An 18,368-nucleotide genomic window follows, 5' to 3' on the forward strand; every position below is an offset into this window, starting at 1 on the left:
AGGAATCGGATCCATGGCTAATTTTAGGGACCGGGCCGCGTGGATGGCCGCCATGATTTCCAAGGGTTACTAACACGTGATTGAAGTAGTACCGCCGTTACCGGTTCATGACCTCTGTACAACTGATGGATCTCACCCCGTAGTAGTAAGCAATCATTTTCCTTGACGGAACAGAATGGCCCCTGTAACAGTTAGGCGTGGGCGGATCGATGGAGAACCACCAAGGGAATGGCGCGGCGTCAATCCCCGGTGGGCTCACTCAGGGTTCCGCGGCCCCGCCGCCACTCCTGGAAGTCCGTGGACTGACCAAAAGCTTCTTCGGCATTCCCGTGCTGGAAGACGCCCACCTTACCCTTCACCGGAGCCAGGTTCACGGGCTCGTGGGCGAAAACGGCGCCGGGAAGTCCACCCTGATGAAAGTGCTCGCGGGGGTCTACCAGCCGGACGCGGGAACAGTGCTTTTGGACGGCGAGGAAGTCAACTTCAGCCACCCTACGAAGGCCCACGAAGCCGGGCTGTCATCGGTATTCCAGGAGTTTAATCTCCTTCCCGACCGGACAGTGGCCGAGAACATCTACCTGGGCCGGGAGCCGCGCCGCGGAGTCCTGGTGAACAAGGCGCTGATGAACGCGAAAACGGCGGAGCTGCTTGAGTCGCTCGGGATCACTGCCATCCGGCCTACCGCGCAGGTGCGGACCCTGACGGTGGCTGAGCAGCAGGTAGTGGAGATTGCGAAGGCTGTCAGCTATGACGCCCGGATCGTTTCCATGGACGAACCCACCGCCGCACTGGCCGGCGCCGAAGTTGAGCTCCTCTACCAGATCGTGTCCCGCCTCCGGGAACGTGGAACGGCGATCCTCTATGTGTCCCACCGGCTTCGGGAGCTCTTTGACCTGTGCGATGTCATCACCGTCCTGAAGGACGGCCGCGTGGTCAGCACCGGCCCCGCCTCGGAACTCGACGATACAAGGCTGGTCCGGCTGATGGTGGGCCGGCCCATTTCAGCATTCTTCCCGGACAAACTGCCCCGGACGGACAGCGGTGCCGATGTCCCCGCAGGTCCGATCCTCGAACTGGAGGCGGCTGGAAACGGCCAGCTGGACGGGATCAGCTTCAGCGTTCAGCCGGGTGAGATTGTGGGGCTGGCCGGCCTCCAGGGCTCCGGCCGGACTGAGCTGCTGCACGCCATTTTCGGCGCCGCCCCCTTTACCCGGGGCACCATGAAGGTGGAAGGCCGTGAAGTCCTGCCGAAGTCGCCGCGGGAGGGGGTCCGGGCGCGGATGGCCCTCATCACGGAAGACCGCAAGGCTGAGGGCCTGAGCCTGAACCAGTCCATCCTGAACAACGCGCTGACCGTGATCAGGTCCGTTTTCCCGCGCCGCACAGGCGCCGCCCGAACCGAGATCCCCGGTGTGTTTTCCTCCCTGGAAGTCGTGGCCCGGGACCTGGACCAGGAGGTGCAGTACCTCTCCGGCGGGAACCAGCAGAAAGTGGTCCTTGCCAAGTGGCTGGCCATCCGCCCCCGCCTGGTCCTGCTGGATGAACCGACCCGCGGCATTGACGTGGGAGCCAAAGTGGCGGTGTACCAGCTGATGCGCAAGCTGGCAGCCGAAGGCAAAGCCATCCTGATGGTCTCCAGCGAATTGCCCGAGGTCATCGGCATGTCGGACCGGATCCTGGTCATGCGTGACGGGCGACTGGCCGGCGAACTTCCGGCCGGAACGTCGGAGGAAGCCGTCCTGCAGCTGGGAACGGGCGCCAGGACCACACCTGGAGGAGGAACATGAAACAACGGGGCAGCTTCATCGACCGCCTGTCCTCCACTCAGATTGTCTACCTGGTGGCGCTGCTGACCCTGATCGTTGGTGCCGTTCTCGTCAGCACGATCGGGCGGAATTTCTTCAGTCAGGGCAATATCTCCAGCATCCTGACCGGAACCAGCGTCCTCGGTTTCATCGCGATCGGACAGACGCTGGTCATCCTCGCCGGCAGCCTGGACCTTTCTGTCCCCTATGTTGCCAGCCTGGCCAGCCTTATTGCCGCCGGGGTGATGGCCAACAACCCGGGTAACGTCCTGCCCGGGGTCCTGCTCACGCTGGGCGCCGCGGCCATCATCGGCCTGGCGAACGGGCTGATCGTGGCCCGCCTCAACGTGCACGGGTTCATCGCCACGCTGGGCATGGGCCTGATCATCAGCGGCTATCTCGCCACCAACTTCAAGGGCAGCTTCGGGCAGACCCCGCTCTCGTTCCGGCTGATCGGGGCGACCGGCCTGGGACCAGTTCCCATCTCGACCATCATTATGCTGGCCTGCGCAGGCCTGGCCATGCTGCTGCTCCACCGCACCCGGATGGGCCACCACCTCTACGCCGTCGGCGGTGACATTTCCGTGGCCCGGACTTCTGGAATCCGTATCGACTTGCCTGTCATCACGGCCCATGTGATCTGTTCGGTGCTGGCCGGAATGGCGGGGCTGCTCCTTGCCAGCCGGCTGGGTGTGGGCAGCCCGACGGTGGGCTCGCAGGGCGGCTACGACCTGCTCTCCATCGCCGCCGTGGTCCTCGGCGGCACCCTGCTTGCCGGCGGCAAAGGGACCATCACCGGAACCCTGGGCGGCGTCCTCATCTTCGCCATGCTGGACAACATCATGTCCGTCATGCAGATCAACCCCTTCCTCAAGGACGTAGTCAGGGGCGTGGTGATCGTCGTCGCAGTCGCGGTGTACGCCCGCCGCAGAATCGTCAACAGGCCGGAGCGCTTCAGTTCGAAGGGCTCTGCGGGAGCGCCTGCCGCAAAGGCTGCATTGGCGGAGGGGCCATGAGTGCGGCACTGCCCTCCGGGCGCAGCGCGGTCCTCCGGCAAAACCGCGCCAGCCGTTCCCAGCGGCTCCTGCGGGCTTTGCGGACCCCCGGCGGCGCCGTTTTCATCCTGTTGATCGGCCTCCTGGCGGCCATCATCGCCCTGAACCCCTCCTTCGGGGAGCCGGGCTCCTTCATCCGGTTTATTGGCAGGACAGCTCCGATCGCCATCGCCGCCGTCGGCCAGTACTTCGTCATTGTGGGCGGCGAATTCGACTTGTCCATGGGATCGGTGGTGACCATGCAGGTCATCGTTGCCGGCAACCTCATCCGGCAGGACGATTCCAGGGTGATCCCGGTGCTGATCCTCATGTTTGTGCTCGGCGCCTTCATCGGACTGGTGAACGGACTGATCACAACGCTGCTGAAGGTGCCCAGCTTCATTGTGACGCTGGGCATGATGCTGGCCCTGCTCGGGCTGGTCCTCTACTGGACGGGCGGCGCGGCCCAGGGAAACCCGGCGGACAGCTTCCGCCAGATAGGGCGGGGCGGGATCCAGGATGTCCCGGTTCTGGACATCATTCCCTACCCTGTGATCATCCTGACGGCGGTGGCCATCCTGGCCGTGGTCCTGATGCGCCGCCCCTTTGGCCGCATGCTCATCGCAGTGGGCGACAACCCGAGGGCTGCTGAACTGTCCGGTTCCCGCGTCTGGTGGGTGCGGACTCGGGCGTTCATCATCTCGTCACTGTCGGCCACCGTGGCAGGCATCCTGCTCGTGGGCTATGCCGGAGTCCATCCTTCGGTGGGGCGCGGTTACGAGTTCACGGCGATCACCGCCGTCGTCCTCGGTGGCGTGGTGCTGGGAGGCGGACGCGGCTGGGTCCTGTCTGCGGCAGCAGGCGCGTTTGCCCTCGAGGCGCTGTTCACCCTCCTGAACTTCATGGGCGTCCAGGCCACGTGGCGGGACACGGTCCAGGGGGTCATCATCATCATCGCTGTGGCAGCAGGGTCCAAGTCATGGCAGCGAAAACGCAAGGGCGCCGCATCCGCTGCCCATGACGAACGGCACCGGCTAAGCGCAGCACCCATGCCCCGCGAGGGCACCGAACAAGGAGGAGATCGAGTCTGATGCGCAAACACTCTATCCGCGCTGCCGCGCTTGGGGCGGCGTTGCCGCTGGTGGTGCTGACCGCCTGTACCACCACGGATCCGTCAGTTACCGAAACGACGGCGCCTGGTACCGGCTCGCCCGCCGCAACCACTCCGGCGAGCCAGGACTGGTTTGACCAGAAGCTGTACGATGACCAGTTTGAGCAACGCTCAGCGACCTTCGAAGGGAATGCGGAGCAGCCCTACCTGCAGTACATTGCCGGTGACATGACGGACACCGCGAAGTTCGCCTCAACGGGGGCAAAGAAGGTCTGCTTCGCCAACGCGTCCATCTCGAACCCGTGGCGCCAGACCGGCTGGATCACCATGAACCAGCAGCTCAAGGTCCTGCAGGACTCAGGGGCCATTTCCGAGATGGAAACCCGGGACGCCAAGGACAACGACAACACGCAGATTGCGGACATTGACTACTTCATCGACGAGGGAAACTGCGATGCGTTCGTCATCTCGCCCAACTCGACGGCGGCCCTGACCCAGGCTGTGGAACGCGCCTGCGAGACCGGCAAGCCGGTGGTTGTCTTTGACCGCGGGGTGGAAACGGACTGCGCCACCACGTTCATCCACCCGATCGGCGGCTTTGCCTGGGGCATTGACACCGCCACGTTCCTGACCGACAAGCTGCAGTCCGGTGACAAGGTGGTGGCCCTCCGCATCCTCCCCGGCGTGGACGTGCTGGAACACCGCTGGGCGGCGGCGAAGAAGATCTTCGAGGAGAAGGGGATCGAGGCCAAGGACTACTTCACGGGAGCGGACCCCACCGAGATCAAGAAAATCATCTCCGACGAACTGGCCACCGGCGACGTCCGGGGCGTCTGGATGGACGCCGGCGACGGTGCCGTGGCTGCCCTCGAGGCGTTCGAGGATGCCGGCAAGGACCTTCCGGTGATGACCGGCGAGGATGAGATGAGCTTCCTGACCAAGTGGAAGGAGACCGGCATCGATGCCATGGCCCCTGTCTACTCCAACTTCCAGTGGCGGACCCCGCTGTTGGCCGTGGAAAAGATCTTCAAGGGTGAGCAAGTCCCGGCAGAATGGATTCTCCCGCAGAAGCCCATCCTCGCGGACGAGCTGGACGACTGGCTGCAGCGCAACCAGGGGATGCCCGGCGGCCACTACGCCAAGTTCGGCGGAGAAGACCTCCCCGGCTACCCGCAGGTTTGGCAGCAGCGGCAGATACCCTGACGCTGTCCCTCTGCGAGCAGCGTGGAAGGGAGTGGCGTTGGAGGGAGCGGCGTGAAGCGTTCCATCGGGATCAGCACATGGGTCTGGGAGTCTCCCCTGACCGATGCCAACCTGGGCGGGCACCTGGCGAGGATCGCCGCGCTGGGGTTTGACGCCGTCGAACTCCCGCTGGAAAACCCCGGCGACTTCACTGCCGCCGCGGTGCGCGAATCGCTGGAGTCCACGGGGCTTTCACCGTTTCTTGTTGGTGCCATGGCGCCGGGCCGGGACCTCGTAGCCGCGGACCCGGCCTCCGTGGAACGGACCCAGGCCTACCTCATGGCCTGCGTCACCATGGCCAGCAGTATCGGTTCGCCCACTGTTTGCGGTCCCTTCTACGCCCGGACGGGCCGCGTCTGGCAAATGTCGGCGGGGCAGCGGCGGGAGGCCTACGCCGAGCTGCGCCGGAACCTGGAGCCGGTAGCCGCCCGGGCCCTTGAAGCGGGCGTAGTGCTCGGTATTGAGCCGCTGAACCGGTATGAAACGTCGCTGATCAACACGGTGGACCAGGCGCTCGAGGCCCTGGAGCCGTTACTTGGCAACGGTGTGGGCCTTGCTCTGGACAGCTACCACCTTCATATCGAGGAGCGTTCGCTGGCGGCCGCAGTCCGGGCGGCCGGCGAACACGTGGTGCACGTGCAGGTGTGCGGGAACGACCGGGGCGCTCCCGGCGGGGACCAGACCGACTGGGAAGGCTTCCTGCAGGCCTTGGACGAGGTGGGCTACAGCGGACCGTTGAACATTGAAAGTTTCACTGCCGATAATGCCGCGATTGCCGTTGCTGCCTCCATCTGGCGGCCGCTGGCCCCGAGCCAGGACGAGTTGGCCGCAAGAGGCTTGGCTTTCCTGCGCGGCCTGTAGTCGAAAGCGCCTGGGGCTGTGGCAGCGGCAGGATCGGCCTGGTTACCTACTGAAGGTCACCCGGTCCCGCTTACACGCACACCGCCAACCGCCCCCGTCCACGGCGTATCGCCCGGGCTGGGCAGGAACAAGTGCGCGAAAACGTACCCCTGTTGAAGTGCTATGACCTGTGATGTGGCCCCGGCGCAATCCAGCTCGAGCTCCACCGGCCGAAAGGGTGCCCCGGGATGCTCCTGTCCAACGAAGACCTTCGCGCCTGCTGCACCAACACAGGCCGCGGTGACCGTGTACTGTCCGGCCGCGGACACCTTCTCGAATGTGCCAAAGCCCCTGTCGGGTCCGTCCAGTGGCCCCACTTCGGAAAGGAGGACTGGTCCCGGTGATGTCCTGAGGAGCCGCTCCAGCTGAGCGTAGTTCCTTGCCTCCTGCTCCAGGACGTGCCTGCTTTTGTATGGCGGGAGCGACGCTGTTGCTGGCGCGGGGGCTGTTGGGGTGTTCACCGTCTCGGGCTCAGGGTAGTCATAGGAGCATCCCGTCATACCGCCAAGAGGGAATGGCAGGCACAGCGCAAGCGCAACCAGGTGGCGCCTGTCCTTCATTCCCACCCTTCAATGGTGGGCAACCTTGCCGTTCAATACAACAGCTGCGTAACCGTATAGAAGTCTGCCGCTCCAGATGGCCCCCTCAGGCAGCACCGCCACAAGCATGGTTCACGGCCTTTAACCAGTAACGGTGTCGCCGTGGCGGTGTGCGACTTTCCAGTCGCCGTCTTCGCGGCGGTATATCTGCGTGGCCCGCAGGACGTAGCTGCGCGGCTCACCGTCCACTGAGGTCGAGGTGTGTTCGAGGTCGGCGGTGTATGCCATATCGCCGTTGTGGATGGCCAATTCCGCGTTATACAGCGCAGTCCTCACCCACGCCAGAAAATCAGTCCATTTCCAACGGCCTGGCCAGATCGAATCGCTCCACCAAAACTGGAAGTGAGTCCGGCTAACGCAGTTTACGGGAGTAGGACGAGCCCGAGGCGGTCCGCTCCAACAGTCCGAAGTCCACCATGTAGCGGCGCAGCATCACAACGTCCTCGGTATAACTGAGGAGCCGTTCATTAACCTGCTTTTCGGTAAGGTTCTCGCCGGGCTCGATGGCTTCGCTGATGATCCAAGCCAGCAGCTCGCGCCGCTCCGACATGTTGGCTGGATACCTTTCGATCCTGCCCAGGCGCATAAAGCGGTCCACTCCGCTCTGCGGCTGGCGCCGCGGTTGCTGAGCCAAAAGGTCCCGGAAGATCGATTCAGGTGCCACCAGTTCGTCTGCGGCATTCCGTTCGACGAGGCCAGACTCAAGCAGGCTATCCAGCGCCCGGTTTCGCCGCTGATCCTGTGCGCCAGCAAGCACCTCGGGAAGCTCTGCTCCGAGCACAATTTGTGCGTAGGCCGTTCGGGCGTCGCTGTTGGCGAGGGCAGCCACCACTCGCCGCCAATGGGGCCCGCTAAACCTCGTCCCTCCGGCCACAGCATTTCCTCACTCTGCATCTGCGCCCACCTGTACCGATCACGGTGCTGAAATCGTAGTCCTGATGCCAGTGCCTGCGGAACGGCGGGTGGCCCGCCTCCAGCCCTTCGGCAGGGTCTGGATCACGATGGGCAGCGGGTCTACATTGGTTCTGGCGGTGCAGTAGGCCCAGCCACCACTAATCCAGGAGGCGACGATGAGCCCCAACCCAAAACAACCGATAACCGATGACAGCATCCAAGTCCGCCAAGTCAACCATTACCAGTTCAGCTGGGTGGCCGGAGAAGCAGCGAAACCTGGCACCTGGACCCTCCAGTTGGTCCTTGACCAGGGCGCGTGGGAAGAAGTGCTCACGCTCGATGCGGAGGACGCCGAGGTTCTCCAAAACCTCTTGAAGCGCTCGGCAACGGTGTATTACGACGTGCGGCGCCGGACCCTGATGTTCGGGACCACACCAGCCGGACAGTAATTGGCGCCGCCGTCCTTTTCGCTCCTGCCGGCATTTCAGTCCTGGCGCCCTTCGAGGATGCGCCGCGCATCCTCCTGGGCTTGGAGGGCCAGCTCGCTGACCACCTCGCCCGTCATATGGCCGGCGGCGGAAATGATGCTCCGGAGTTCCGAGACTGTCCGCGGCGAGGCCACGCCGTGGTGTGCCATGGCGTGGCAGTTGGGGCATAACGGTACGAGGTCAGCAACAGGGTCCAGTTGGTACCCGTCCCCGAGCATTACTGGCGGCACGACGTGGTGCACGTCAATGAAACCCGTGCCAATAGCGCCGTAGGAGGCCTCGAATGAGAAACCGCACGCAGCGCAGGACGTTCCATGGAAGGCCAGGCACACGCGCCGAGCGTCAGGGTTTCGCTCGTAGCGGTTTACCTCGACAGTGCTGACAGCGTGCGGCGGGTAGGTTCCCGAAACCAGCTGCGTAGGCTCCACTGCCGAAGGTCCGTGGTCCCGCCAAAGCTGGCGAAGATCATGTTCCGCCTCAGGCGGAACGGCCAGACTTGAGCAACCTTGTGCGTCACCCCGGGGAATCGCAGGGACGGCTGCGCTGAGGGCGTCGGGACGTATTTGCTCGCCAAGGGGGAGAAGGGCGTCGAAAGCGACGCTGACATAGCAGCCAGGTGCATCAGCATCCCCGGAATGGACGGCCTCTGAGGGCTCGGAGAGCACCACGCCATGGCCGATCAGGCCGGCGCACGCGTCAGTGCCTCCCTGCAGCAAGAGCCAAACCTCGGTTCCCGCCAGGATGTTCCGGTTGTCGCCGGCGCTCCAGCGCTGCAGGAACCGGCCGGACTCCGCAACCTGCTCGACGGCGGCGCGGTAGTCCCAGCCGTTCCACCGGTTGGGGTTCCATCCCAGAATTACTGCAACCACCACTCACCTGCTCCAGTCCACGCCGGATCGCGTCCCATAGCTTGAACGGCGGGACCTAGATAGCTTCCTTGGCCAGCGCTTTGGTCTTGGCCGGTGTTTCGCGTCCCAGGCGCTGATCAAGCGTGACGCGCAGCCTTGCGGCTGCTACTTGGACGCGATGCTCAGCCGGGGAAGTCTTGTGTTGGGCCGGTTTGGCAGGGGAGCTGCTACGGGGAGTAGGGACGAAGCGGTGTTCAGATGACGCTGCGCTCATTCTCCAACCACCTTAATCTTGTCCTCATCCGTCGTTTCATTGTCGCCCATGTCGGCAGGGGAGTCCACGAAGGCAAACTGCTGTAGCGCCGGGGCGTCCCGCGAGCGGAGTGGGGGACGGAGCAGGAGTCACTCCACCAGCCTATGTGGCGGCGAGCCCATCAAGAGCATGGCGAAAAGCCTTTCCACTTCTGTGTCGCGGCCACCGACTGACGCCACCGGGAGTAGGCATAACCGTCAGACGGCGGTGTAACCTCCGTCGACCAGGTAGTAGCCGCCTGTCATGAAGGAAGCCTCTTCTGACAACAGGAAGCAAACGAGGTGGGAGACTTCCTCCGCGGTACCTAGGCGGTTGAGGGCGTGTTTGCCCTCAAGGACCTGCAGGACCTCAGGACTGAGACTGCTTTCGACGAGCGGTGTCCGGATGTAGCCAGGGCCGACGGAGTTGATCCGTAGTCCCTGCGGGCCGTACTCGGCCGCAGCATTCTTGGTAATCCCCACGACGCCATGTTTGGCAGCGGTGTAGGCGCCGTTGCCGAGGGCAGCGACTGTGCCGTGGATGGAGGCCATGTTCACAATCGAACATCTCGTTGCGCCGGCCTCAAGCATCCGGGGGATCTGGTACCGCATCCCGTACAGGACGCCATTGAGGTTGATGCCAATGACCTTGTCCCATTCGTCGAGGTCCGTTTCACCGGCCGGCGCCTGCTTCCCGCCAATGCCGGCGTTGTTCACCGCCAAGTGCAGTGCCCCGTATGTATCCACGGCGTGGCGGACCACCATTTCGGCGTCCTCCTTGCGGGCAGTATCCTGCCTTACCGCCGAGGCGGTTCCGCCGCCGTCGGATATTTCCTGGCCAACACGCTGCGCCGCCTCAAGGTTAATATCAGTGACGACGACGCTGGCTCCTTTGGCAGCCAACTCCTTGCTGATTGCTTCGCCGATGCCGGAGCCGCCTCCGGTGACAATGGCGACTTTGCCGGTGAACTGTGCCATATTGACTTCCTCTCAGTCGCCGCGGCGTTCGCGACAATTCCGATGGTTGGAGGCTGTGATCCACGCTACAGCCTGGAGCTGGAAGCCAGCCTATTGCCCTGCCGTCGCGTCGCCCCCGGGGAGAGTCGTCCCACCATGTGGCGGGGCCAGGATCGGCCGCGGGACCTCCATGGGGCCCTGATCGAGTCGGAACGGCGGGTACTCGTCACGCATCAGCGAAGTGTAGGCGAGGACCCGGTAAATCCAGCGGTTGATCCCGAGTATCAGGTCGAACAGCGGGCGCTGGTACCGGCCAGTGAAGAGCAAGGCCACCACGGCAATTAGGACAAGCAGCCCCAGCACGGAAAGCCCTGTTCCACGTTCGTAAGTAGTCCCCAAGTCACCGGTATCCGCTTGCCACGTCCAGGTGGTACCGGCGAGCGCGGCGACGACGAGCAGATGCGGGATTGCAAGGAGCCACCATTTGACCAGGACCAGCCCGCGGGAGAGCCGTTCGGGGTAGTCCACTTCGAAGTCGGCAGGATAGTTCGTGCGGGCGAGGGTGAAGGGCGGGTAGAGGTCCGTGCCTGCAGCGGCGTAGGCGTAGAAGGCGACCCTCCAGTTCCACCGCAGAACCCCCACATTGAAATTGAACAGCCGCCGCGGGTAGCGGCCGGTAAACAGGATGGCGAACCCTGCAAAGATCGTGGTCACGAGGAACGCGAACCAAAGGAAGACCAGCACGATGAAATGCGGAACGGCCAGGAACCATTTCACCAGCCACATCCAGCGCGACAGGGCGGGGTCAAGTTCGCCGATGAGCCGTGCCGGGTAGGGTGTCCGGTCCGCTGGCTCCGCCGGGCGGGGGAGGGCCGGCTGAGCTGCTCCCGGCGTTGCCGGAACTCCCACCGTGGTGCCGGGCAGTGCCCCGCCCGGTCCACCGGAGGGCGGTCCCGCATGCCGTCCGAGTCCGGCGGCTCCCAGAATGAGCAAAGGAATCCCGATCACCAGTGCAACGGCTCCGCCCACGAGCAGGCCCGTGGCTGCCGGCCAAATCAGCTCGGACCGGAACCCGGCCTGCACCTCCGAGTCGACGCCGAGGCTGGCATCGGCGTTCATGATGACAATTGCCCAGCTGCCGGCGGCAAGATCCCAGGTAAGCTCCTGCTCTCCGGCACCCGACGCGGATGCGGTCCAGAACGTTTGATCTCCCGGCGGTGACGGTGCAGTGGTACCCGGAATGTCACGGTACTCCGCCCGGAAGGGCCGGCCGTCCACCTCAAGCAGCTCCGAGTGATGCACGCCCGCAAGGTACCGCTCGACGTCGGCCTGGGAAGCGATGCCGATGAAGATCTCCTTGCCGGCCTCCGCGGAGGAGGCCCGCAGCCTGAGCGTACCGACGTCGAAGGGCAGGCGTGGCGGAATGCCCTCGCCGACGGCGTCAAGCCGGGGCGTCGTCAGAGCATGCGAGCCAACGGAAAGGCGGGCGGTGCCTGACGTCAGGAATCCGTCGCCTTGGGCAGAGCCCACCACGGACGCCACGGCTCCTCCCGCCAGTACCGTCAAGCCAAAGAGCGAAATGAGGATCCCCAGGATGAGCATTATCACTGCAGCGGTCTTTTTCACGATGCTGTCCCGCCTCTCTGCGGGGCCGTCCAGTCTCAACGGCGCCTGTTTACTTTGATACCCGCGAACTGCCCGGAGTCCGCGGGGAGGCCGCCCAGCGTAGGGACAGTGTGCTCCGGATGGGGCGGCTTGTCGATACCTAATTTGAGCCGGTTTCAGGGTGGCCCGGAGGGGTTGAGCAGCCCTGCTGACCCGCCCTGCGCCGCTACTTCCACGCCTGCTGGGAGGAGAGTACGCTGGGGTCACCGTTAGGAAGTGTGCGGCCACCATTGAAGACTGGGTGTGGATATCCCCAGCGTTCCGGAAGTGATGCTTAGTGGTTGCTCGAACCCCTCTGATTGCCGGTTTTCCGCGGTTCGGGGCCCTTTGGGGCTGCGGGCCGCATGTAACGGGCAAAGTCTCCTTCAACCGCCGTGCTCCGGCCTGCCGCGCAGCACTCATCACAGACCCATGACTTAACAAAACCAAAGAGGAGTCCCCGTGGACCCTGGGGCCGTTCTAGCGCTGATTGCCGGTTACATTGCAGCCGGAGTTGGTGTTTTCCTGCTGTACTCGCCTGTGCTTGTTCTTGTAGTCGGTTTGTTGCTCACGGCCGGCCTGCTGCAACTCCTGGCCTGGCCCTTCCTTGTCCTGATCCGCAAACTGCGCCATAAGCCCAAGCCGCCGCAGGACGGATCGTGGCTCCTGCAATGATGCGGGAGTTCACACGTCGCCCCTTTCGTCAGTATGCTTACTATTATCCGCAAAGCCGCTGAAGAGAAAGGCATCACCATGACGGAACAGAACCTGCCTGACGACGAACTTGAGATCGTCGAGGAGAACGATGTGCTCCTTGACGAGACCCCCGGCGCGGCTTCTTCCTTTGAGTTGGATCCCGTTGTGGGCGGCCGGCCTGACAGCTACCCCGGCGCCGCGGAGAACAACCCTGACCGCTGGCAGGAGGATCCGCTGCTGCAGGACGAAGTCTCCGGCGAGGAGGAGGATTTCCTCAGCGACCAGACACTGCGCGACGACATGAAGGCGACCCGAGATGGCGCCGGGGACGAACTCCCGGCAAGCACGCCGACCTTGGGCGAGGCAGTTGCCGATGTCGACTTCGGCGAAGACCCCACCGGCCTGGAAGCGGACGCCAGTGACGACCAGGAAAACTTCGGCGGCTCGCCCCTCAGTGAATTCGACCCGGATGACATGGAGCGCTAGCACCCAACGCCAACGGAGGAAGATGGCAGGGCTTCTGCCCTAGCCGTACATCGAAACTACGCTAAAATGATAAGCAGGCTGATGAATATCGGTTGGCAGGATCAAGACTGAAGGAGTTTCACATGAACTTGGGAAGCATGATCAAGAATGCCGCTGGACGATTCGCAGGCAGGTCCGGCACCGGCGGAACAGTCCGCGGCACCGGAATGAACGCCACAGGGCGGACGCCCCACACCACAGGCGGCATGGGCGGCCGGCCGGGCACCGGCGGCATGGCCAGCAAAATCATGGGCATGCTCAAGCGGCGCTGACCCGTCACACTGAACCACGAAGCAGGTCCCGGATCATTCCGGAACCTGCTTTTTGGTCCCACTAAAAACCATGCGCGAACTCGTCGTCCTGGGCACCGCCTCGCAGGTTCCCACCCGGACCCGCAACCACAACGGCTACCTGCTTCGCTGGGACGGCCAGGGGCTGCTCTTCGACCCGGGTGAGGGAACCCAGCGGCAGATGATCCTTGCAGGCGTCTCCGCAACCCAGATCACGCGCATCTGCCTCACCCACGTCCACGGAGACCACTGTTTTGGCCTGCCCGGCGTGCTGTCGCGCATGGCGCTGGACGGAGTGGCCCACCCCGTCCACCTGCACTACCCGGCGTCCGGCGCCGAGGTGGTCCGCGCCCTGGTGTCCATCAGCTCGGCCGGGATAGACCTGCGGCTTCATCCGCACGGCGTGAGCGGGACTGTGGCGGAAGGCCTGGAGGTCCGGCCGCTGAAGCACCGCATCGAGACTTACGGCTACCGGCTGGTCGAACCGGATGGCCGCACCCTGCTGCCCGACCGCCTTGCCGCAGCGGGGATCACAGGGGCCGACGTCGGACGCCTCCAGCGCGAGGCCACCCTGGCCGGCGTCCACATCAACGACGTCAGCGTTCCCCGGCCGGGCCAGCGCTTCGCCTTCGTTATGGATACCGCTCCCTGTGCGGGCGCGGAGGACCTGGCGGACGGCGTCGACCTCCTTGTCGCGGAGTCCACCTTCAGCGACGACGACGCCCCGCTCGCCACCCAGTACCGCCACCTCACAGCCGGGCAGGCTGGAGCGTTGGCCGCCGGCGGCGATGTAAACACCCTTGTGCTGACGCACTTTTCGGCAAGGTACGACGACGTCAGCGGCTTGGGTGCGCAGGCCCGGGCCCGCGCCGCCCGGGCAACGGTCATCACGGCACACGACCTGCAAAGGATTGCCTTCCCGAAACGGCGGCGGTGGCACCAGGACCCCATTCTGACGAGCGGGGGCAGGGCGGATGATTGCCAAACCCAACCATGAGGTAGAGAGTGAATTATCCGGTATGCACCCCGGGCCCACCCGCCCACCGTGTTGTGGAGGTCGACAATGAGCAAAACTTCCGAAGAAGTCTTCGACGCTACTCCTGAAGGAAGGGAACCCGAACTTAAACGGGTCCTTGGCCCCAAGCTCCTCCTGCTCTTCATCGTGGGCGACATCCTGGGTGCAGGCGTCTATGCCGTCACGGGAACCATGGCAGGAACCGTGGGCGGCATCGTGTGGCTGCCGTTCCTGCTGGCCTTCGTGGTGGCCACCCTGACAGCCTTCTCCTACCTGGAGCTGGTCACGCAGTATCCGCAGGCCGCCGGTGCCGCCCTTTATACACACAAGGCGTTCGGCATCCACTTCGTCACCTTCCTGGTGGCCTTCGCCGTGGTTTGTTCAGGCATCACCAGCGCCTCCACCTCCGCGAACGTCCTGGCCCAGAACCTGTTCGGCGGGTTCGAGATCAACGGCTGGATGGGGCTTCCCGGGCAGGGTGTCATCACCGCGGTAGCAATGGGCTTTATGCTGCTCCTCGCCGCCATCAACCTCCGCGGCGTGGGGGAGAGCGTGAAGTTCAATGTGGTGCTAACCCTGGTGGAGATGATCGCGCTCTGCATCGTGATCGGCGTCGGCTTCTTTGTAATGTCCCAGGGGACGGGGAACCCCGGGGAGATCTTCGTCTTCAAGGACTACCAGGACAAGGGAATGTTCCTCGCGGTCACAGCAGCCACATCCATCGCGTTCTTCGCCATGGTGGGCTTTGAGGACTCCGTGAACATGGTGGAGGAAACCAGGAACCCGGAAAGGATCTTCCCCCGCACCATGCTGACCGGCCTGGGAATAGCCGTGCTCCTGTATATGCTGGTCGCGGTCTCCGTGGTCAGCGTGCTGACGCCCACAGAGCTGGAAAACATTCGGGAAGCCGAGGGTGCGGCCCTCCTTGAAGTAGTCCACAAAGGTTCTCCCGATTTCCCGATCGACAGAATCTTCCCGTTCCTGGCGGTCTTTGCCGTAGCCAATACGGCGCTGATCAACATGCTGATGGCGAGCCGCCTCATTTACGGCATGGCACGCCAACGCGTCCTGCCACCTGCCCTCGGGAAAGTCCTGCTGGTCCGCCGCACGCCGTGGGCAGGCATCCTCTTCTCAACCGTCCTGGCACTGGGACTCATCCTGTACGTGACCAGCGATCCGGAAAGCAACATCGTGGCCAACCTCTCGGGCACCACGGCCTTCCTGCTGCTGTGCGTGTTCACGGTAGTGAACGTGGCGTGTGTGGTGCTGCGGCGCAAGCGGGACCCCAACCGCAAGGTGTTCTTCACCTCCCCGGGGCAACTGCCCGTGGTGGCCGCCCTGCTGTGCGCTTTCCTGGCCGGGCCCTGGGTGGGCAGGAATCCCATCCAGTACCAGATTGCCGGCGGCCTGATGGCCATCGGCGTTGTGCTCTGGTTCGTCACGTGGCTGATCAACCGGAGAACGAACCAGGGTCAACCTGAGAACAAAGCAAGAGGAAAGGCTTAACACATGACAGCTGCTGCAGAATCGACTGTCACCTTTGACGGACGCTTCGCCAGGGAACTGGCCGAGCTGGCTGTTCCCTGGCAGGCAGAGGAGGCCCCCGAGCCGAAGCTGCTCATCCTCAACGACGGGCTGGCAAGGGAGCTGGGGCTTGATCCGGAATACCTCCGGTCCGCCGAGGGCGTACGTCTCCTCCTGGGCAATCACGTCCCGGAGGGATCGACGCCGGTTGCGCAGGCGTATGCCGGCCACCAGTTCGGCGGCTACTCGCCACTCCTGGGCGACGGGCGTGCCCTTCTTCTCGGCGAGGTGACCGACGCGGAGGGCAGGCTCCGGGACGTCCACCTGAAAGGTTCGGGCCGCACACCATTTGCCCGCGCCGGGGACGGCCGTGCCGTCGTCGGACCAATGCTGCGGGAGTACCTCGTCAGTGAGGCGATGCACGCACTCGGCATCCCCTCAACACGTTCCCTTGCTGTGGTGGGCACCGGCCGCCCCGTACGCCGCGACACGATGCTTCCCGGGGCCGTGCTGACAAGGGTAGCCAGCAGCCACCTGCGCGTGGGCAGCTTCCAGTACGCAAGGGCCACCGAAAACCTGGACCTCCTGCGCCGCCTGGCCGACCATGCCATCAGCCGGCACTACCCTGATGCCGCCAAAGCAGAAAACCCCTACCTCGAGCTCTTCGAACGGGTGGTGGCCGCCCAGGCATCGCTGGTGGCGCAGTGGATGCTGGTGGGATTCGTCCACGGCGTGATGAACACGGACAACATGACCATCTCCGGAGAAACCATCGACTACGGGCCCTGCGCTTTCATGGACGCCTTTAATCCTGCCGCGGTCTACAGCTCCATTGACGTCGGCGGGCGTTATGCGTACGCCAACCAGCCGGTCATTGCCGAATGGAACCTGGCCCGACTCGCCGAGGCCATGCTGCCGCTCTTCAACGAGGACCAGGAAGAGGCCGTGGCCCCTGCCGTCGAGGCACTCGGCAAGTTCCGCCGCCAATACAGTGACGCATGGTTCTCCGGCATGAAAACCAAACTCGGTGTGGCGGAAGCCCCAGCGGGAACGCCTGAGGCTGAAGAAGCCTCTGAGGTGGTGGACGGGCTGGTGGCACTCTTGAGGGACGGACCAATCGACTACACGTCCTTTTTCCGGAACCTGGCCCACGCGGCAAGGGGAAATGACCGCCCGGCCAGGGGAATGGTCCTTGACCTGGCTGCCTTCGACGCGTGGGCGGCGCGGTGGCGTGCCCTGCAACCCGACGCCGGCATGATGGACCGGGTCAACCCCGCCTACATACCGCGTAATCACCTGGTGGAGGAAGCGCTCGCCGCAGCAACGGAGGGTGACCTTGGTCCTTTCAACCAACTCCTCGACGTGGTCCGTGACCCCTTCCACGAGCGGCCGGGGCTCGAACGCTACACCGAGGGAGCGCCGGAGGACTTCGGCAGCTACCAGACCTTCTGCGGCACCTGAGCACGCACGGCACTGAAGCAGCCACAGTCTAAGCAGCCAAGGCACCTGCGGGGCCGGCTGCCTGGAGGGCCGGACAACAAAACAGGGCCTGGCAACAACAGGCCCGGACAACAAAACAGGGGCGGCAGCCGGGAACAATCCCGTCTGCCGCCCCTGTTCGGGTGGTGTGACTACGCTACGCGGACGAAGGAAGCGCCGCTGAGCCAGCTGATGGAGTGGACCTCGGTCTTGAAACCGTCCACGCCGCCGCTGACAACCTGGCCGTTGCCGGCGAAGACGCCCACGTGGCCGGCGGTGATCACCAGGTCACCGGGAGCGGGGGTGCCCACAGTGGAGCCGTACTGGTAGAACTGGCCCGGGGCGAGGTCGCCAACGCCCTTGCCCACGGAGCGGAGAGCCTTCTCCACCATGGCGGTGCAGTCCTGCTGGACGCCCAGCTGGCCGTACGCGGCCGCCAGGATGGCTGCGCCGGTGCCGGTGCCGGCGGCTGCCGGTGCCGGAGCGGGTGCTGCCGGAGCCGGAGCAGGCGTCGTGGAAGCGTAGGACAGGTTCATTCCGGTGTTAGCGGGAGCGGCAGCAACAGCAGCCTTGACGGGAGCCGGAGCAGCAGCCTTGGCGGGAGCTGGAGCAGCTGCAACGGCACCGGCACCGGGGATCTGGATCTGGTCGCCGGGGAAGATGATCGTGTCGATCGACAGGCCGTTGGCGGACAGAACGTCATTCAGGGCTACACCGTTGGCGGCCGAGATGGCGCCCAGGGTGTCGCCGGAGACGACGGTGTGCACGTTGGCTGCAGCTGTGGCTGCGGGGGCAGCCACTGCAGCAGCAGGTGCTGCATAAGCCTGGGTGTTGGTGGTCTCAGTGGTGTCCGGACCGGTAACGCCTGCGTGGGCCGGGGCGCCTACACCGAAGGCAATGCCGGAAGCTGCGGCTACGGCGAGCGCCGGGCGGCCAAGCGACTTGGCTGAGACAGCCAAGCCCTCGAGCGCGATGGAGCGGGCCGGAGTCGCGCGGTGACGGGCGGTGGTGGAATTTTTTGACACG

Annotated in this window: 19 protein-coding genes; 12 read left to right on the forward strand and 7 right to left on the reverse strand. The window is 64.4% G+C overall.

Going from position 1 to position 18,368, the window contains the following annotated elements; all coding sequences use genetic code 11:
* The first annotated feature begins 209 nt into the window (after positions 1–209).
* The 5 genes from AC5RV1_RS00090 to AC5RV1_RS00110 are packed head-to-tail and all read left to right on the forward strand — an operon-like array spanning position 210 to position 6,053.
* Positions 210–1,787, forward strand: a complete 1,578-nt coding sequence (locus AC5RV1_RS00090; protein ID WP_493948879.1) for a sugar ABC transporter ATP-binding protein — start codon at positions 210–212, stop codon at positions 1,785–1,787.
* Positions 1,784–2,821: an ABC transporter permease gene (locus AC5RV1_RS00095; protein ID WP_493993068.1), complete on the forward strand. Its 1,038-nt coding sequence runs from the start codon at positions 1,784–1,786 to the stop codon at positions 2,819–2,821. Before AC5RV1_RS00090 ends, AC5RV1_RS00095 begins: the two co-directional genes overlap by 4 nt.
* A complete protein-coding gene (locus AC5RV1_RS00100; RefSeq protein WP_493993069.1) occupies positions 2,818–3,930 on the forward strand; it encodes an ABC transporter permease in 1,113 nt (370 codons plus the stop codon). Before AC5RV1_RS00095 ends, AC5RV1_RS00100 begins: the two co-directional genes overlap by 4 nt.
* Positions 3,930–5,153 (forward strand): substrate-binding domain-containing protein, encoded by a 1,224-nt coding sequence (locus AC5RV1_RS00105; RefSeq protein ID WP_493993070.1) that lies wholly within the window; start codon positions 3,930–3,932, stop codon positions 5,151–5,153. The genes AC5RV1_RS00100 and AC5RV1_RS00105 overlap by 1 nt, the downstream gene beginning before the upstream one ends.
* 51 nt (positions 5,154–5,204) lie before the next feature.
* On the forward strand, positions 5,205–6,053 hold the full coding sequence (locus AC5RV1_RS00110) for a sugar phosphate isomerase/epimerase family protein (protein WP_493993071.1): 849 nt from the start codon (positions 5,205–5,207) through the stop codon (positions 6,051–6,053).
* A 719-nt stretch (positions 6,054–6,772) separates the two neighbouring features.
* Here AC5RV1_RS00110 and AC5RV1_RS00115 read toward each other — a convergent pair.
* Both AC5RV1_RS00115 and AC5RV1_RS00120 read right to left on the reverse strand, forming a co-directional pair.
* Complete coding sequence (locus AC5RV1_RS00115) at positions 6,773–6,940, reverse strand: nuclear transport factor 2 family protein (RefSeq protein WP_493993072.1); 168 nt, start codon at positions 6,938–6,940, stop codon at positions 6,773–6,775.
* A 103-nt stretch (positions 6,941–7,043) separates the two neighbouring features.
* Positions 7,044–7,520, reverse strand: coding sequence for a DUF2087 domain-containing protein (locus AC5RV1_RS00120; protein WP_493948873.1), 477 nt, complete (start codon positions 7,518–7,520; stop codon positions 7,044–7,046).
* Positions 7,521–7,761: 241 nt separating this feature from the next.
* Here AC5RV1_RS00120 and AC5RV1_RS00125 point away from each other — a divergent pair, with 241 nt between their 5' ends.
* Complete coding sequence (locus AC5RV1_RS00125) at positions 7,762–8,034, forward strand: hypothetical protein (protein ID WP_163164015.1); 273 nt, start codon at positions 7,762–7,764, stop codon at positions 8,032–8,034.
* Positions 8,035–8,069: 35 nt separating this feature from the next.
* On the opposite strand, the gene AC5RV1_RS00130 is transcribed toward AC5RV1_RS00125, so the two are convergent.
* The 4 genes from AC5RV1_RS00130 to AC5RV1_RS00145 all read right to left on the reverse strand — a co-directional run bounded on the left by AC5RV1_RS00130 (position 8,070) and on the right by AC5RV1_RS00145 (position 11,795).
* Positions 8,070–8,942: an HNH endonuclease gene (locus AC5RV1_RS00130; RefSeq protein ID WP_493993073.1), complete on the reverse strand. Its 873-nt coding sequence runs from the start codon at positions 8,940–8,942 to the stop codon at positions 8,070–8,072.
* Between the two features lie 55 nt (positions 8,943–8,997).
* Complete coding sequence (locus tag AC5RV1_RS00135; RefSeq protein ID WP_493993074.1) at positions 8,998–9,195, reverse strand: hypothetical protein; 198 nt, start codon at positions 9,193–9,195, stop codon at positions 8,998–9,000.
* A gap of 236 nt (positions 9,196–9,431) precedes the next feature.
* Positions 9,432–10,190 carry an SDR family NAD(P)-dependent oxidoreductase gene (locus AC5RV1_RS00140; protein ID WP_493993075.1) on the reverse strand — a complete coding sequence of 253 codons (759 nt, stop codon included), beginning with the start codon at positions 10,188–10,190 and terminating at the stop codon, positions 9,432–9,434.
* Positions 10,191–10,280: 90 nt separating this feature from the next.
* Complete coding sequence (locus AC5RV1_RS00145; protein WP_493993076.1) at positions 10,281–11,795, reverse strand: DUF4389 domain-containing protein; 1,515 nt, start codon at positions 11,793–11,795, stop codon at positions 10,281–10,283.
* Between the two features lie 480 nt (positions 11,796–12,275).
* Between AC5RV1_RS00145 and AC5RV1_RS00150 the strand changes: the two genes are divergently transcribed.
* The 6 genes from AC5RV1_RS00150 to AC5RV1_RS00175 all read left to right on the forward strand — a co-directional run bounded on the left by AC5RV1_RS00150 (position 12,276) and on the right by AC5RV1_RS00175 (position 17,324).
* Entirely contained in the window at positions 12,276–12,488 is a 213-nt protein-coding gene (locus AC5RV1_RS00150; RefSeq protein WP_430225519.1) for a hypothetical protein, read from the forward strand.
* 78 nt (positions 12,489–12,566) lie between these two features.
* Positions 12,567–12,995: a hypothetical protein gene (locus tag AC5RV1_RS00155; protein WP_493993077.1), complete on the forward strand. Its 429-nt coding sequence runs from the start codon at positions 12,567–12,569 to the stop codon at positions 12,993–12,995.
* A 122-nt stretch (positions 12,996–13,117) separates the two neighbouring features.
* On the forward strand, positions 13,118–13,306 hold the full coding sequence (locus tag AC5RV1_RS00160; protein ID WP_493993078.1) for a hypothetical protein: 189 nt from the start codon (positions 13,118–13,120) through the stop codon (positions 13,304–13,306).
* A 70-nt stretch (positions 13,307–13,376) separates the two neighbouring features.
* The gene (locus AC5RV1_RS00165; protein WP_493993079.1) at positions 13,377–14,321 is read left to right on the forward strand and encodes a ribonuclease Z; all 945 of its coding nucleotides are present in this window, start codon (positions 13,377–13,379) and stop codon (positions 14,319–14,321) included.
* 66 nt (positions 14,322–14,387) lie between these two features.
* Entirely contained in the window at positions 14,388–15,845 is a 1,458-nt protein-coding gene (locus AC5RV1_RS00170) for an APC family permease (RefSeq protein WP_493993080.1), read from the forward strand.
* Between the two features lie 3 nt (positions 15,846–15,848).
* On the forward strand, positions 15,849–17,324 hold the full coding sequence (locus tag AC5RV1_RS00175; protein WP_493993081.1) for a protein adenylyltransferase SelO: 1,476 nt from the start codon (positions 15,849–15,851) through the stop codon (positions 17,322–17,324).
* A 170-nt stretch (positions 17,325–17,494) separates the two neighbouring features.
* Here AC5RV1_RS00175 and AC5RV1_RS00180 read toward each other — a convergent pair whose 3' ends face one another.
* Positions 17,495–18,367, reverse strand: a complete 873-nt coding sequence (locus AC5RV1_RS00180) for a LysM peptidoglycan-binding domain-containing protein (RefSeq protein WP_493993082.1) — start codon at positions 18,365–18,367, stop codon at positions 17,495–17,497.
* Position 18,368: the final 1 nt, after the last annotated feature.

The organism is Arthrobacter sp. Hb9-2 (assembly GCF_059091165.1).